This window comes from Pseudomonas sp. Marseille-Q5299, from assembly GCF_943737035.1.
Classification (GTDB): domain Bacteria; phylum Pseudomonadota; class Gammaproteobacteria; order Pseudomonadales; family Pseudomonadaceae; genus Aquipseudomonas; species Aquipseudomonas putida_E.
Genome location: NZ_CALSFR010000001.1, coordinates 403316 through 419516 on the forward strand (window position 1 = coordinate 403316; position 16201 = coordinate 419516).

Below are 16201 nucleotides of genomic sequence, written 5' to 3' on the forward strand. Positions count from 1 at the left end.
GGTCACAGGACGGTCAGCTCAGGCACGGCGATCACAAAGCGCCCGCCCCATTTGCGGATGTGCGCCTGCTGCTCGCTGACTTCCTTGAGCAGGTTCCACGGCAGTACCAGCACATAGTCCGGCCGCTCGATGGCCAGGCGCTCGGGGGCGACCACGGGAATTCGGCTGCCCGGCAGGAACTTGCCCTGCTTGTGCGGGTTGGCGTCGGCCACCCAGGCCAGCAGGTCGGGCTTCACGCCTGCGTAGTTGAACAGGGTGTTGCCCTTTGCTGCGGCGCCATAGCCAACCACTCGCTTGCCTTCGGCCTTGGCCTGCAACAGGAAGCGCAGCAGCTGGTGCTTGATCCGCTGCGCCGCCGGTGCAAGGGTGCTGTAGAACGCCGCCGTGCTGACACCGACCCGCGCCTCGATGCCAAGCAGGTCGTCGACACTGGCCTGGCGTGGGCGCGGGCCATCGGCGCGCTGCACGAAAACCCGCAACGATCCGCCATGGGTCGGCAATTCGCTGACATCGAAGATCACCAGGCCGTTGCGAGCACAGAGCGTGTTGACCGCCGTAAGCGACAGGTAGGAGTAGTGCTCATGGTAAAGGGTATCGAACTGCTGCTCGGCCATCAGGCGCAGCAGGTGCGGAAACTCGAAAGTGGCCACACCATCGGCTTTGAGCAGGGTCGCGAAACCGCGCAGAAAATCGTTGATGTCCGGCACGTGGGCGAGCACGTTGTTGGCGGCCATCAGGTCAGCCGACCAACCTTCACTCGCCAGGTCACGGGCGGCCTGTTCGCCGAAGAACACCTCACGAATCTGCAGCCCTTTCTCCCGGGCCGCCTGCGCAGTGCTTCGGGTGGGTTCGACACCTAGGCACGGAATGCCGCGCTCGGCCACATACTGCAACAGATAACCGTCATTGGCGGCGATTTCCACCACCCGGCTCTCGCCGTTCAGGCCGAAACGCTCGACCATCTGCCCGACATAGTCGCGGGCATGGGCCAGCCACGAACTGGAATAGGAGCTGAAATACGCATAGTCGGCATCGAACAGCGTCTCGGCGCGGGTGTAATCCTCGGTCTGCACCAGCCAGCACTGCTCACACACCGCCACTTTAAGCGGCACCCAGGCCTCGGCCGCGGCCAGTTGGTCAGCGCGCAGGTAGGCGTTGGACGGCGGCGCAGTGCCAAGGTCGATCAGGGGCAGGCTCAGGCAGGTACCACAGCCACGGCAGTTCATGGACGCACTCCGGTAAACGACAGGTCCAGCCAGGGATGAGCGGCATCCCGGGCCGACAGATTCTTGACAGCGAGCGGCCAACAGATGGCCAATTTCGGATCGAGTACCGACAGCCCGCCTTCGCGGCCCGGCGCATAGTCGGCACTGTGCAGGTAAAGCAGCTCGGCATCCTCGCTCAGCACCTGGAAACCATGGGCAAAGCCGGCCGGTATCAACAGGCTGCGGCCATCGCCGGCCCGCAAGTGCTCGGCGTGCCAGTGCAGGAAGGTTGGCGAGCCTTCGCGAAGGTCCACTGCCACGTCCCACACCTCACCGCGCAGGCAGGTGATCAGCTTGGCCTCCGGGGTGTCGCCGGTCTGGTAGTGCAGGCCACGTACGCTACCTGAGCCCTGAGTGTGCGAGTGGTTGATCTGGCGCACATGGAACGGCGCACCCAGGGCGCCCAGGCTGGATTCGCAGAACAGCCGCGCGAACTGCCCGCGGGCATCGCCATGGCGCTTGTGCTGGACACTGAACAGGCCACCCAGTGGCAAGGCTTGCAGCAGCAGATCAGTCACGGCAACTCCGTGTACAGGTTCAGCTGGTGCAGCGTGACGGCGCGCATGTTGTCGCCACGCTGCCACGCCAGGTGCCAGTCGAGCGTGTGCTGCAGGCATTCGTGCAACGACCAGCGTGTACGCCAGCCCAGCACCTGGCGGGCGCGAGAGCTGTCCAGGCGTAGCAACCCGGCTTCATGCAACTCGCTTGGCTCGACCCGCACCCCTGGTGCCTGCGGCCATTGCCGGGCCAGGCGGTCGACCACCTCACCGACGCTGCACATGTCGCCTTCGCTCGGGCCGAAGTTCCACGCACCGGCGCAGGCCGGCCCCTGGGTATACAGGCGCTCGGCCAACTGCAGGTAGCCGGCCAGCGGTTCCAGGGCGTGCTGCCAGGGGCGCACGGCCTGCGGGTAGCGCAGGGTGACCGGCGACCCGGCCGACCAAGCCTTGAGCACATCGGGTACAAGCCGCTCTGCGGCAAAGTCTCCACCGCCCAGCACGTTGCCGGCGCGCGCGGTGGCCAGGGCCACGCCATGTTCTGCGTGCTCGGCGGCCGGGAAGAATGACGCGGCATAGGACTGCGCCAGCAGCTCGCAGCAGGCCTTGCTGCTGCTGTACGGGTCATGCCCGCCCAGGGCCTCGTTCTCGCGGTACGGCCAGGGCCATTCCTGGTTGGCATAGACCTTGTCGGTGGTGACCAGGACGCACGCACGCACCCCGCCAACCTGGCGCACCGCTTCAAGCAGGTTAAGGGTGCCCATCACGTTGCTGGAATAGGTACCTAGCGGGTCACGGTAGGCCTCGCGCACCAGTGGCTGAGCCGCCAGGTGCAGGACGATTTCCGGCTGGGCCTGGGCCACAGCTTCAAGCAGCGCGCCGAGGTCGCGCAGGTCGCCGCGCACGTCGGCAATGTCGCTGCCGACCTGGGCAAGTTCGAACAGGCTTGGTTCGGTGCCAGGGTCCAGCGCGAAGCCTGTGACCTGAGCGCCGAGCTCATGCAACCAGAGCGCCAGCCAACTGCCTTTGAAACCCGTGTGACCGGTGAGCAGAACACGCTTGCCCTGCCAGAACGCTGGACTCAGGCCCACTGCTTCCATGGAGCCTCCCCGCTTTGCCAGAGTTGTTCCAGATGGTTCTTGTCACGCAGCGTATCCATTGGATGCCAGAAGCCATCATGCTCAAAGGCGTTCAGTTGCGACTCAGCGGCCAGGCAGGCAAGCGGCTCCGACTCCCAGGAAGTCTGATCGTTGGCGATGTAGTCGAGCACCTTGGGCGAAAGCACGAAGAAGCCACCGTTGATCCAGCCACCGTCACCACGGGGCTTTTCGACGAAACCGGTGACGCTGTCGCCGTCGCGTGCCAGCGCGCCGTAGCGGCCAGGAGGCTGTACCGCAGTAACGGTGGCGAGTTTGCCGTGGGCCAGGTGGAAATCCACCAGGGCGCCGATGTTCAGGTCCGAAACACCGTCCCCGTAGGTGAAACAGAAGGCATCTTCGCCCTCAAGGTAGCGAGCGGCGCGGCGCAGGCGGCCACCGGTCATGGTTTCTTCACCGGTGTCGACCAGGGTCACGCGCCATGGCTCGCTGTAGTTCTGGTGCACGTCCATGCGGTTTTCGCGCATGTCGAAGGTGACGTCCGAGGTGTGCAGGAAGTAGTTGGCGAAGAAATCCTTGATCGCGTAGCCCTTGTAGCCCAGGCAGATCACGAAGTCGTGGATGCCGTGAGCCGAGTACTGCTTCATGATGTGCCAGAGAATTGGCTTCCCACCGATTTCGATCATGGGTTTGGGCTTGAGGTGAGACTCTTCGCTGATACGCGTGCCCAGTCCACCCGCCAGAATTACCGCCTTCATGTCGTCCCCTCGTGTTCGTCACCGGCCATAAGTCGTGTGGCTGCACGATTTATGGCGATATGACGGGGGGCTTGCAGGAAACGCGCCAGAAGGCGCTTTACTGGTGTCGTCCATACACCCCGCAGTCAGCCCGGCATCCAGCCGCTGTACCAATGCTGAACGTGCTCTTCGCGCAGCACATAGTCACGCAGCACTTCCTGCTTCAGACGGTCGCCCTGGCGGAAACTTTCGTCAGGGTCCGCCAGGTGCATGCGGATCGCCTCCAGCCACTCGGCGGTGCTGTTGGTCTTGATCCGCGTGCACGGCAAGTAGCCTTCATAGGCACGGGTATCGGTGACGATCACCGGGTACCCGCACGCGCCGTATTCCAGCAAGCGCAAGTTGCTCTTGCAGTCATTGAAGATGTGATACTCCAGTGGCGCCAAGGCCAGGTCCAGGTTCAGGCTGGCGAGCTTGGCCGGGTACAGCTCCAGCGGCACCGGCGGATGGAACTCGCTGATGTAGGGCCGCAATGCCGGCGGACACATACCGAAGAACACCCATTGGACTTCGTTCGCCAAGGTCTTGACCACCTCGGCAATCACTTCCAGGTCGCCGGTATGGCTGGTGCCACCACCCCAACCCACCCGCGGCTTGCGCGCGCTGCGGCGCTGGCTACGCAAACCGGTCCAGAGCTGCTCGGCCAGCATGTTCGGCATTACCCGGATATCGCTATGGGTGTCATGCAGGGCATCCGCCAGCGCCTGGGTCGACACCACCAGCCGATCACAGCGTTCGATACCTCGGCGCAGGGATTTTTCCAGATCTTTTGGCGTGTGCTTGAGGTGCCCGTTCTTCTTCGGCACATCAATCACGTAGTCGTCCAGCTCGTAGATGCAAAAGCCCTTGGAGAAGGTCTTGAGGCGCTCGATCTCCTTGACGAACCCTTCGGTATAACGCCCCTGCAGAATTGCCACATCCGGCGAGCTGCGTTCCAGCTCGACGTTGCTCGGTATCTCGAAGTACTGCTGCTGGGTCACCCAGCCAGCCTTCTCCAGCTCGACCAGCGGCTGGATCACCCGGTAATGCCCGACCGCAGTCTTGTTCATTGGCAACGCCAGCACATGGGGCAGTGGACGGCTGACGAAAGGCGTCCAGGCGGCCTTGAGGCCCGGATCCAGGCAGAAGCTGGAGCCGTTCAGGGACAGGTTGATATTGTAAGCGGGGTCACGCGCTACCACCGGCATCCAGGCCTTGAAGAAGGCATCATGCTGCTGCGCCAGCCGGGCCTGGCGCTCGGCTTCAGCCTGCGCATCGATCGCCGCCGGCGCTGGCGGGTCCAGTACCAGCCGGGCATCCGGCGCCCACACCACAAGGTACCCGGCTTCGCCCAGGCGCAGGCCCAGGTCGATATCGCTGAAGGCCAGGCTGAAGACGCTTTCATTGAGCCCGCCCAACGACAGGAACAGCTCTTTGCGCACCAACAGGCAATCAGCCCCGACAGCAGAATAATTCTGCGCCACTTGCAAGCGCTGCATGTAACCGCCCGCCTCCATCGGCTCGCCCACGAACGGCGACCCCACGGCGCCACGCAGGCCCAGCACGCCGCCCGCATGCACGATCAGACCGTGGGCGTTGCAGAGCTTGGCACCCACCGCTCCGACTTCAGGGCGCTGGCCATGGCTGAGCAGTGCGTCGAGCCAGTCTGGCTCGGTGACCACAGCGAACGGGCTCAGCATCAGCAGGTATTCACCCCGGGCGTGTTGCGCGGCAAGGTTCTGCACAGCGGCGAAGCTGGCCTGCTCGCCCAGCATCAGGACCCGCAACTTGTCTTCGCCCAGCTGTTGAAGGGCGCTGAGCCAGGCGTGAGTCTCGGCACCTTGACTGGCATTGTCGACAATCAGCACTTCGTAGTGACCGTAGGCGGTCTTCTCAAGCACGCTTTCCAGGCAGCGCTCGAGGGCAGGCAACTGGTCCTGGGCACTGATCACCAGGCTTACCAGTGGCTGGGTGGCGTGCAGGTAGCGGACCTGGTTGATTGCCCCGCCACTGTTCTGCAGCCGGTAGGTCACGCCCAAGCGCTTGAGGTGGGCATCCAGCAGTTTCGGATTTTCCTCAACCACTGCCTGCGAAGACAGCCAGGCAGCGTAGCTGAACGCGCTTTCGGCCAGCACTTCCGGAATGTGCTCGATGGCATGGGGGCCGCGGCTTTCCACAAGACGCCAGAGCAGATCGTGCGGCGCCAGCTCGCGATATCCGGGCGTGAAACCGCCCAGTACCCGCAAGGCGTCAAGCGAGAACGCCAGCATGCGACCGGTATAGGGGTAGCCGCGCATCAAATCGAGGTTGAAGTCGGGCTTGAACACCGGCTCTACGGACGCCTCATCCCGCACGCCCCCCTCATCGCCATAGCAGCAGGCGATCTGCGGGCGCGATACGACCCGCTCGGCCAGGAGCATCAGGCTGAAGGCATTGAGCCGGTCGCCAGCACGCAGCAGGTAGATCCAGTCCACCTCGCCCAACTGGTCAAACGCCGTGTTCAGTTGTTCAGCCCAGTCGGCCTGCAATGGCTGGTGGACCCTGCGAACATCTGGGCCGCCTGGCAGCGGCGCGCTGGACAATACCAGCGTCATCTCTGCGCCATAGGCCTGGCGCTCAATGCTGTCCAGGGTAACCTGCAGAGCTTGTGCATCACCCTCGCTGTCGATAACCACGGGCACGATTCGCGGACGAGTTGGCCAGTGCTCGCTAAGGCGCATCAGACGCGCGAGCACCAGCGGATCCTGTCGGCAGGCCAGCCATTTGCTGTACAGCTCGGCAAAACTGTCGCTGTCGCTGCCGACATGAGATTCCTGGATCGCCTGCAAGCAGCGCAGGGTATGGATCAGGAACAGGTTCTCCCAGATACGCTGGGTATCGCCCTCGTCGCCCTGGAGGATTTGCACCCGCACCCAACCGGAGAACGGCTCACGTACTGCAGTGCGCGCGGCGAACATGTCGCGCAGGTGTTGTGATTCACTGGTAGCGGCAGCCTTCACATCGCTCTGGCGACGCAATTGGTCGGGATGAACCCGCTCGACACAGTGCACCCCGGCGGTCACGCCCAGATGGCCGCGACGCAGCAGGCACACGAACAACACGAAATCGAGCATTGCCACAAAGCCCGGCGCCAGCGCAGGCAGCAATTCACGCAGATCGCGGGTACGCACCAGCACGCTGCTCAGCCCGCCGATGAAGTTGAGCTGGCGGGTCTCGAAGAAATCCAGCAGGTCGTCACCGTTGAACAGTGTGTCGCCAAACGTGACCGGGCTGGTTTCCAGACGCTGCGGCAAAATGTGATCTTCAGCATCGACCAGGTGGCGCCTGGCCGCGACCAGGCTGACATCGTCATGGGCCTGGAACAGTCGCACCTGGCTGGACACGCAATCGGCCATCAGGCGGTCATCGTCACAGAGGAACTTGATGTAGTCGCCCTGGCTCTGCTCCAGCCCGTGTTGCAAATTCCCGGCAAAACCCAGCGGTTGCGGGTTACGCAAGTAAATCAGTGGATGACGTGCAAGACTGCGCAGCTCATCGACCACCGCCTCGATCTGCGTACCTGGGCTGTCGTCGCAGACGATGACTTCGAGGTTTGCGTAATCCTGAGCCAGGGCGCTGACCAGAGCAGTACGGAAGTAACGGGGGTTGCAGGCGGGAATGACGAGGCTGACTAGAGGGGCTGGGTTCACGAGGAAATCTCTCGACCGATGACTGCCCGCAGGGAATTCAGAACAGTCGATACTACGGGGAAATCAATGCGCCTTCACCGCGTACCTTAGGGGTAAGCGGTGAAGGCGACGGGCGCACTTAACCGATGGCGTTGAACAGGCTCAGCTGGCTGACGCGTGCGAAAGCCGCCTGCGAAGCCTGAAGCAAGGTCTGCTGCTGGGTAAGGCGGACCAGCACGGTGGCAGGGTCCGAGTCACGGATCGACGACTGCGTGGTGCTGTTGGCAATGCTCAGACTCTCGTTGGTGTTTTGCTGGATTTCCAGCGCCTTGCCACGGGCACCGATATCGGTGACTGCCGTGTTGAGCGCGTCCTGACCGCTCTGGATATTGGCGATGGCCGAATCCAGGTCTGCACGCAGTTGCTGGTAGGCCGCGTTGTCGCCGTCGATCGGCTTGCTCAACGCCGTACGCAACTGGGCGACGGTGTCCAGAACGTTTTGGGTCTGGTGGTTGTCGACGTTCACCACGTACTGGTCACCGGACTGCTGCGCGGGCGTGCTGGTGAAGGTGAAGTCCACACCGGCAGCCGAGGCGACGTTGCCAGTCATGGCACCACTGGCCACCGGGCGGCTGTCAGCGGTCAGCGGTTGGGCATAGAGTTCGAAGTCCGTGGCGCTGGTGAACTTGATGACCGCACCGCCATTGGGAAACATCGCTTTGTACTGGGCCGGATCAGTGATGCTGATCGACGATACCTGAGCACTCGACGGGTTGCCCGGGCTACGGGTCGCAGTGATGGTATCGGGCTTGCTTTGCAGGGTGAAGGTATGACCTGCCACCGCTGCATCCGGAACGTCGCCGTCCTGAAGGTTGATGTTCAGCCGCATGTCCACACCACGGAAGCTGATCATCGATCCGCCTACGGTATCGGGATCGAATTTACCGCCCTGGGTGGCCTCGGCGGTCACATCGTTGCCCAAGCTGTCGGTGATGCTGAACTCGGTACTGCTGAGCATGGTGACTGTGTACGGCTGACCACTGCGGAAGCGATCGTTGTACGTGACGCTGCCGGACACTTGCCCATTGGACAGCTTCACGCGGCCATCATCCACCGCGGGGGCGCTCAGGCTGGTTTCGGTGCGGCTGGTGTTGAGGGCTTGCTCGAATACGCTATAGCCAGAGCTGTTGCCGGCCATCTTGAGCATGTCACCAACCTGCAGCTCCAGCTGGGTCTGGTCACCTTGATAAGAATAGGTACCATCGGCATTGCGCACGAACGGCGCGGTGTCGGTACTGGAACCGGCAAACAGGTACTGGCCGTTCTCATCACGGCTGTTCATGAGGCTCAACAGCTGGTCTTCCAACTGCCCCAGCTCGGCTGCCTTGGCCTTGCGCTCGGTGTCGGTGTAGCCGGCATTACCCGACTCGATCGCCAGCTCGTTGACCCGCGTCAGGATCGTGTTGATCGAATTGAGCGTGGTCTCGGTCTGGTTCAGCGAGTTGGTGATGTTTGTCGCGTTGGTCTTGTACTGGGCCAGCATGTCTGCCTGATTACCCAGCTGCAGCAGACGTGCAGCCCCCACCGGATCATCGGCAGCGGTATTGACCCTGACGAAGGAACTGGCCTCTTCGTTGGTCTTGATCAGGTTGGAATAGTTGCGCTGGTAGTTCGCCGCGCTGGTCTGGTAGAACTGGGCCGTGGAAATACGCATGGATCAATACTCCTTAAAGCGCAGCGATCAGGGTGTTGAAGATGTCCTGCGCCGTCTTGATGATCTGCGACGAGGCCGTGTAGTACTGCTGGTACTTGATCAGGTTGCTGGCTTCTTCATCCAGCTGCACGCCGGACAACGAATCACGGGCACCGGCAGCCTGGGTAAGGATGACGCCGGTTGCCTGGGTGTCCATCTGGCCCTGCTTGGCCTGGGCACCCACACTTTCCACCAGTTTGCCGTAGGCATCGGTAATGCTGATGCCCTTGGTCGAACCGATGTCCATCGTCTGTTTGGTCTGCAGCTCCTGCAGGGACAGTGCATTGCGGTTGTCCGAGGAGCCTGCGCCGGTCAACGATACGGTAAAGCTGTCGCCATTCTTGGGCGAGCCGGCTACATCCATCTCGAAGCTGAATGACTTCTGGACGCCGCTGGCGTCATTGATCGGGTTGCCCGAGGCATCGATCATTGGCACATCGAGCTTCAGGGTATTGCTTTGCCCCGGAATGAAGGTGCCGGTGCCAATGCTGTTGCCCTTGGCATCGAAGGCTTCGTAGGTTTGCGGTGAGGTGGTTTCGTCACCGAACACCAGGCGCACCGGGGTGGAATACTTTATGCCGGTTTGCAGCTCCAGACGCTGGGCAGGGTCGGCGATGTCCAGCACCGAGGTCAGAACCGGCTGGGTGATCACACCGGTACCGGAATTGCCGCTGCCGGATGTGGCGGTCAGCGGTGCGGCCAAGGCCAGCCGCTTGGCGTCAGTGAGCACCACATCGATTTCTGCCGAGGCATTGCGGGTCGGGGTGATCTTGAAGCTGTCCCCCACTGCAGCAGTACCGCTCTTGAGGTCGATGCTGAAACCGTCGATCACCGGTGCCGGGTCGTCGTTGGTGCTGTAGGTGCCCATGTCCGTGCCGTCAGGCAGCTTCTTGACCTGGAACTTGTCCGCGGTCGGGCCGACGAACGTCACCTGATAGTCACTGGTGCTCAGCTTGCCGGTATCGCGGATGACAACGTTCAGGGCGGCGTCGCCAGCATTGCCAATCTTGGCAGTGCTGCGCGCAGACATGGCTTTGTCGCTATTGATGTCGCCAAACAGAGCAGCGCCGAATTCACCGTTCTTGTCGATACCTTGGCCGAGCTGCGAGTTGATCTGCTGCGACACCACCAGCGCGATACGACCCAGCTCGTTCATGGCCGGCGCCAGGGTTTCACTGCGGTAGCGCAACAGCCCACCCATTTCACCACCGGTGATGCTGTTGGTGATGTCCATGGTGGTGCTGCCACGATCGAGCTTGATCGCAAACTGCGTAGGGTCGGTGGCGCTGGGTTCAGCGCTCATCTTGTTGGTGGTCTTGCCCAGTACCAGCGACTGGCCGTTCTTCAGGTAGACGTCGATATTGCCGTCACGCTCGACGGTTTGCACGCCCACCAACTCATTGAGCTGGCGCACGGCCTCGTTGCGCTGATCGAGCAGGTCGTTGGGCTGACCATTGACTGCCGAAACCTTGGAAATCTGCTCGTTGTACTGCGCGATACTGGAGGTCAGCTCGTTGATCCGGGCGGTCATCGAGCTCAAGTTGCCATTGATGTTGGTGTTCTGCTCCTTGAACTGGGCAGACAGGCTGTTGAAACGATTGGCCAACGCATCGGCATTGCTTAACAACAGCTGGCGGGAAGCATCTTCGGTCGGCTTGTTGGCGGCGCTTTGCAAGGCGGAAAAGAAGTTGGTCAGCGCGCCAGTGATACCGGTGTTGCTGTCAGACAACAAGTTGTTGAGCGGCGTGACCTGATTCAGGTAGGCGGTGCTGTCACTGTTGAGCGAGGTGGCGGTCTGCAACTGTGCATCCAGGAAGGCGTTGTACACCCGGCGCACATCCGCCAGCGTCGTACCGGTGCCCATGAACAACTGGCCTTCCTGAAGCGAACCCTTGGCACGCTGGATGTTCTGCTGACGGGAGTACCCGGCGACATCGGCGTTGGCGATGTTGTTGCCTGTGGTATGCAGACCCGACTGGGAGGCCGACAACCCCGACATGCCAATGTTGATCAAACTCGCCATGTTTCCATACCCTTAAAGTGGTGTTGTGGTACCGAGCGATGCATAGCTCTCGTACGACTTCATCTGTCTTGCGATCTGCGAGATCTTGCTGGCGTAATTCGGGTCGGTGGCGTACCCGGCCTTTTGCAACTCTTGCACGAACTGTTCTGGCTTATCGGCCGCCTTCACCGCTTCTTGATAGCGGGAATTGTTCTGCAGCAGGCTCACCAGGTCGTGGAAGCTGTCCTGGTAGGAATCGTAGGAGCGGAACGCTGCCGTCTCCTTGACGAACTGGCCGTCACGGAACTCGCTGGTGATCGCCCGCGCCGAATCGCCTTCCCAATTGCCCGTGGCCTTGATGCCGAACAGGTTGTGGCTGCTGCTACCATCGCTGTTGCGCATGACCGACTTGCCCCAACCGGTTTCCAGGGCGGCCTGGGCCACCAGGTAACGCGGGTCGACACCGATACGCTTGGCGGCCTGTTCGGCCATCGGCAGCATGGTGGCGACGAATGCGTCGCTGTCGGCGAACGCTTTTTTCGGCGCCAAAGGAGGCTGCGCCACGGCACGGCCGGTGATGCGCAGGCCGCGTTCGGGCACGGCAAAGCTCTGCGCCACCTGCTGCCCATCGCGGGCCGGCACGGCGGCGGTATTGGTGGCTGCCGCCGGAGTGTCCGCCGAGGGCACGATACCGGCCAGCAAACGGTCGGTCAGCTTGCCCGGCAACGCCAGGCGCCGTGAATTGAGCGCGGCAACGTCGTTTCGGCTGGCAGCCGACTGCGCGGCATGTACCGGCTCGGCTACCTTGTTGCCCCACAGCGCCGGCGCACTGCCCTCGATACGCGGGAACGGGCTGGTGTTGACCGGCGCGCTCTTGTTCTTCGACAGCTGGCGCACCAGCACGTCCTGCAGGCCGATACCGCCGCCCTCGCGGGACATGCTCACAGCCAGCTGCTGGTCGTACATGTCGCGGTACTGCTTGACCGTCGCGCTGTTCATCGGGTTGTCATCGGCCAGTACATCACTGGCCTTGCGCGAGGCCTTGAGCATTTCGCTGATGAACAGCGACTCGAACTCCTGGGCCACCTTGCGCACATTGGCGTCGCTGTCGCGATCACCGTGCTTGAGCGAGCTCAGGCGATTGAGGTCGGTGTAGGCGCCGCTGTCGGCCGCGCTGGAAACCAGGCTTTTCGAGTTCATGCGTGGCGTCCTCAGATCACGATCAGGTCGGCCTGCAAGGCGCCGGCCTGTTTCAGGGCTTCGAGGATGGCCATCAGGTCGCTGGGCGCTGCGCCCACCTGGTTCACCGCACGGACGATTTCATCCAGCGTGGTGCCCGGACCGAACTTGAACATCGGCTTGGCTTCCTGTTGCGCGTTGACCCGCGAGCGCGGCACCACGGCCGTCTCGCCATTGGAGAACGGCCCCGGCTGGCTGACGATCGGGTCTTCGGTGATGGTCACGGTCAGGCTGCCGTGGGTCACCGCGGCCGGCGAGACCTTGACGTTCTGGCCGATCACGATGGTGCCGGTACGCGAATTGATGATGACCTTGGCAACAGCCTGGCCCGGGTCGATCTCCAGGTTTTCAAGGATCGACAGGTAGTCCACACGCTGAGTCGGGTCCATCGGCGCGCTGACGCGCACCGAGCCGCCATCCACGGCCTGGGCCACGCCTGGGCCCAGCAGTTCGTTGACCTTGTCGACGATACGCTTGGCGGTGGTGAAGTCGGGCCGGTTGAGGTTCAACGTCAGACTATTGCCCTGGTTGAAACCACTCGGTACTGCACGCTCCACCGAAGCGCCACCCGGGATACGGCCAGCTGACGGAACGTTGACGGTGATCTTCGAGCCATCGCGGCCTTCGGCATCGAAGCCGCCGACCACCAGGTTGCCCTGGGCGATCGCATAGACGTTGCCGTCGATACCCTTGAGCGGCGTCATCAGCAGGCTGCCGCCGCGCAGGCTCTTGGAGTTGCCGATCGAGGACACGGTAATGTCCACCACCTGGCCCGGCTTGGCGAATGGCGGCAGGTCGGCATGCACCGACACCGCAGCGACGTTTTTCAGCTGCACGTTGCCGGAGCCGGCGGGCACTTTGATGCCGAACTGCGACAGCATGTTGTTGAACGTCTGCAGGGTGAATGGCGTCTGGGTGGTCTGGTCACCCGTGCCGTTGAGCCCCACCACCAGGCCGTAACCGATCAACTGGTTGGAACGCACGCCCGAGATACTGGCGATGTCCTTCAGGCGCTCGGCATGGGCGCCGAACGCACAGGACAGAAGCAAGGTTGCGGCAATCAGTTGCCTGACGTTGAACATGTTCATCCGTACTCAGAAGGGCCAAAGCGGGCTGAGGAAGAAACGGTCCAGCCAACCAGGCTGGCTGGCGTCGGCGAAGGAACCGGTACCCGAATAGGTGATGCGCGCATCGGCCACACGGGTGGACGGCACTGTGTTGTCGGTGGCGATGTCGTCGGCGCGGATCAGGCCGGCGATGCGCACCAGCTCTTCGCCGGTGTTCAGGGTCATCCACTTCTCACCACGCACGGCGATGATGCCGTTGGGCAGCACTTCAGCGACGGTGACAGTGACCGAACCCGTCAGCGTATTGCCTTGGGTAGCCTTGCTGTCGCCCTTGGTGGCGCGCTCACCGCTGTAGCCCGCTTCCAGCGACAGATCGCCGCTGCCGAACGGGTTGTTGGTGCTCGGCGTGGCACCGAACAGCGAGGTCAGGCCGATGTTGGCGCTGCTGTCCTTCTGGATCTGCGAACCGGCATTCTTGCTGGCCGAGGTGCGTTCGTTGAGCGTGATGGTGATGATGTCACCGACGCGGAACGCCTTGCGGTCGCTGTACAGGTTCTGCTCGAAACCGGCCTGGTAGATCGAACCGTTGTTGGCCGCTGCCGGCAACGGGGTGCGCGGCAAAACCGGCGCGTAGTACGGGTCGTTGGGCTTGGCCGTCGGCGCGACGCAACCAGCCAGCAACACCGCCCCCCCCAGGGCGAACAGGGACAACAGACGATTCATGACGCTTACCTCACGGTGTAACAGGGACTTGGGCTTACAACTGCTGGGTGACAAACGACAGCATCTGGTCGGCGGTGGAGATGACCTTGGAGTTCATCTCGTAGGCGCGCTGAGTGGTGATCATGTTCACCAGCTCTTCCACGGTGCTGACGTTGGAGTTTTCCAGGGTCTGCTGCAGGGTGGTGCCGAAGCCGTTCAGGCCTGGGGTACCGACCTGTGGGGCACCACTGGCAGCAGTTTCCAGGAACAGGTTGTCGCCGATCGCCTGCAGGCCGGCCGGGTTGATGAAGTCGGCGGTCTGGATGTTGCCGATCACCTGCGCTGCCGGGTTGCCCGCAGTGGTGATCGACACGGTGCCGTCCTGACCGACGGTGAAGGTCTGGGCGTCGTTCGGCACGACCACCGCAGGCTCCAGCGCAAAACCATTGGCGGTGACGATCTGGCCGTCGGAGTTCAGGTGGAAGGTACCGTCACGGGTATACGAAACCGTTCCGTCCGGCTGCAGCACCTGGAAGAAACCACGGCCGTTGACCGCCATGTCCAGCGGGTTTTCGGTGGTCTGCAGGCTGCCGGTCTGGAAGTTTTTCTGAGTGCCGACGATGCGCACACCGGTACCGACCTGCAGGCCCGACGGCAGTTCGCTGTCCTGGGTGGACTGCGCGCCTGGCTGGCGTTTGATCTGGTACAGCAGGTCCTGGAACTCGGCGCGGTCACGCTTGAAGCCGGTGGTCGACACGTTGGCCAGGTTGTTGGAAATGACCGTCAGGTTGGTGTCCTGGGCGGACAGGCCGGTTTTAGCGACCCAAAGAGCCGGAAGCATCAGTATTCTCCTCGTGCGCCTGTTTTACGGCACCCGTTCAAGTGTGGTTAGCCGAGTTGCAAAACACGCGCCATGGCTTCGTCGCCTTCCTTGGCCGCGTTCATCATCTTCACGTGCAGTTCGAATTGGCGAGACAGCGCCAGCACCGACGTCATCTCTTCGACGGCATTGACGTTGCTGCCCTCCAGGAAGCCCGACACGACCTTGACGTTGACGTCGGCAGCAGCCGGCTGGCCGTTGGTGGTGTGGATCAGCCCGTCCAGGCCCTTGGTCAGGCCTTTGGTGTCCGGGTTGACCAGCTTGATCCGGTCGACTTCAGCCATCACCCGTGGGTCTTCACCCATGGAGCGGATGCTGATGGTGCCGTCAGCGCCGACTTCGACCTTCTGCTCTGGCGGAATGGCGATCGGGCCGCCGTTGCCGATCACCGGCATGCCATTGCCGGCGCGCAGCACGCCGAGGGCATCGATGTTCAGGCTACCGGTACGCACGTAGGCTTCGCTGCCATCGGGGGCCTGCACGGCAATGAAGCCCTGCCCCGCCACCGCCACGTCCAGGTCACGCCCGGTCTCGACCATGGGCCCTTCACTGAAGTCGGTGGCAGGACGCTCGGTCATGGCATACGCCCGCGACGGAAAGCTGTCACCAAACACCGGCATCGAGCGCGCCTGCTCCAGGTCACGCTGGAAACCATTGGTGGAAATGTTCGCCAGGTTGTTGGCATGGGCCTTCTGCGCCAGCGCGTTCTGGCTGGCGCCGGTCATGGCCACGTAAAGCATCTTGTCCACAGTCATCCTCCGCTGCACTGGCGATTGCTTGCCGCTCGCCGTTGCTGTGCAGGCACTCAAGCAAGTTCCGAACCAACTTTTTGAAATCGTGGAATAGCCCGTAAATACAGGCTTTGAGGGGAGCTGCCGACCATGAGAACGCCGGTTATCCGGCGCCGGGTTGCCGGTAGCGGCAAAGCAGGTGCTTGCACCGGCCTCATCGCCGGCAAGCCGGCTCCCGCGATATCCGCAGCTCAGAACCCTGTGGGAGCCGGATTGCCGGCGATGAGGCCGGTGCAGGCAATCACCGATCGCGGCAACCGCCATTGTTGTAGGGCCCGGCAAAGCGCTTCCAACCATCCCCCGGCGACCACTGCGAGCACACCAGGCGCCCATCCACCTGGCTTTCCCAGCGCCACCAGGGCGCAGTACCGGCCTGCGCCTGATACAGGCAGAAGGCAGCGAGCAACGCGACAAGCAACCTTTTCATGAAACACTCCTGCAAAAACGACAAACCCCTTCACGAC

The 16201-nt window shown here is 62.6% G+C and carries 13 protein-coding genes; all 13 read right to left on the reverse strand.

All coding sequences use genetic code 11. From position 1 onward, the window contains the following. Nucleotides 1–2 precede the first annotated feature (2 nt). Complete coding sequence (locus NGJ21_RS01715) at nt 3–1226, reverse strand: class I SAM-dependent methyltransferase (RefSeq protein ID WP_119687555.1); 1224 nt, start codon at nt 1224–1226, stop codon at nt 3–5. After that, complete coding sequence (locus tag NGJ21_RS01720) at nt 1223–1783, reverse strand: dTDP-4-dehydrorhamnose 3,5-epimerase family protein (RefSeq protein WP_119687556.1); 561 nt, start codon at nt 1781–1783, stop codon at nt 1223–1225. The genes NGJ21_RS01715 and NGJ21_RS01720 overlap by 4 nt, the downstream gene beginning before the upstream one ends. Further along, the gene (gene rfbG, locus NGJ21_RS01725; RefSeq protein ID WP_174142101.1) at nt 1780–2862 is read right to left on the reverse strand and encodes a CDP-glucose 4,6-dehydratase; all 1083 of its coding nucleotides are present in this window, start codon (nt 2860–2862) and stop codon (nt 1780–1782) included. Before rfbG ends, NGJ21_RS01720 begins: the two co-directional genes overlap by 4 nt. Continuing rightward, a complete protein-coding gene (gene rfbF, locus NGJ21_RS01730) occupies nt 2844–3617 on the reverse strand; it encodes a glucose-1-phosphate cytidylyltransferase (protein WP_119687558.1) in 774 nt (257 codons plus the stop codon). The genes rfbG and rfbF overlap by 19 nt, the downstream gene beginning before the upstream one ends. 125 nt (nt 3618–3742) lie before the next feature. Beyond that, nucleotides 3743–7324: a glycosyltransferase gene (locus NGJ21_RS01735; protein ID WP_119687559.1), complete on the reverse strand. Its 3582-nt coding sequence runs from the start codon at nt 7322–7324 to the stop codon at nt 3743–3745. A 118-nt stretch (nt 7325–7442) separates the two neighbouring features. Next, nucleotides 7443–9017, reverse strand: a complete 1575-nt coding sequence (locus tag NGJ21_RS01740) for a flagellar hook-associated protein 3 (protein WP_119687560.1) — start codon at nt 9015–9017, stop codon at nt 7443–7445. A gap of 13 nt (nt 9018–9030) precedes the next feature. Next, a complete protein-coding gene (gene flgK / locus NGJ21_RS01745; protein WP_125924749.1) occupies nt 9031–11079 on the reverse strand; it encodes a flagellar hook-associated protein FlgK in 2049 nt (682 codons plus the stop codon). Between the two features lie 12 nt (nt 11080–11091). Further along, entirely contained in the window at nt 11092–12258 is a 1167-nt protein-coding gene (gene flgJ, locus NGJ21_RS01750; protein ID WP_119687562.1) for a flagellar assembly peptidoglycan hydrolase FlgJ, read from the reverse strand. Nucleotides 12259–12269: 11 nt separating this feature from the next. Next, nucleotides 12270–13379 (reverse strand): flagellar basal body P-ring protein FlgI, encoded by a 1110-nt coding sequence (locus tag NGJ21_RS01755; RefSeq protein WP_046785428.1) that lies wholly within the window; start codon nt 13377–13379, stop codon nt 12270–12272. A 12-nt stretch (nt 13380–13391) separates the two neighbouring features. After that, nucleotides 13392–14087 carry a flagellar basal body L-ring protein FlgH gene (flgH, locus tag NGJ21_RS01760; RefSeq protein ID WP_115274174.1) on the reverse strand — a complete coding sequence of 232 codons (696 nt, stop codon included), beginning with the start codon at nt 14085–14087 and terminating at the stop codon, nt 13392–13394. A 34-nt stretch (nt 14088–14121) separates the two neighbouring features. Continuing rightward, nucleotides 14122–14907 carry a flagellar basal-body rod protein FlgG gene (gene flgG / locus NGJ21_RS01765; RefSeq protein ID WP_012315556.1) on the reverse strand — a complete coding sequence of 262 codons (786 nt, stop codon included), beginning with the start codon at nt 14905–14907 and terminating at the stop codon, nt 14122–14124. Nucleotides 14908–14954: 47 nt separating this feature from the next. Further along, on the reverse strand, nt 14955–15695 hold the full coding sequence (flgF, locus tag NGJ21_RS01770; protein WP_046785376.1) for a flagellar basal-body rod protein FlgF: 741 nt from the start codon (nt 15693–15695) through the stop codon (nt 14955–14957). A gap of 283 nt (nt 15696–15978) precedes the next feature. After that, the gene (locus NGJ21_RS01775; protein WP_012315558.1) at nt 15979–16164 is read right to left on the reverse strand and encodes a hypothetical protein; all 186 of its coding nucleotides are present in this window, start codon (nt 16162–16164) and stop codon (nt 15979–15981) included. Nucleotides 16165–16201 lie beyond the last annotated feature (37 nt).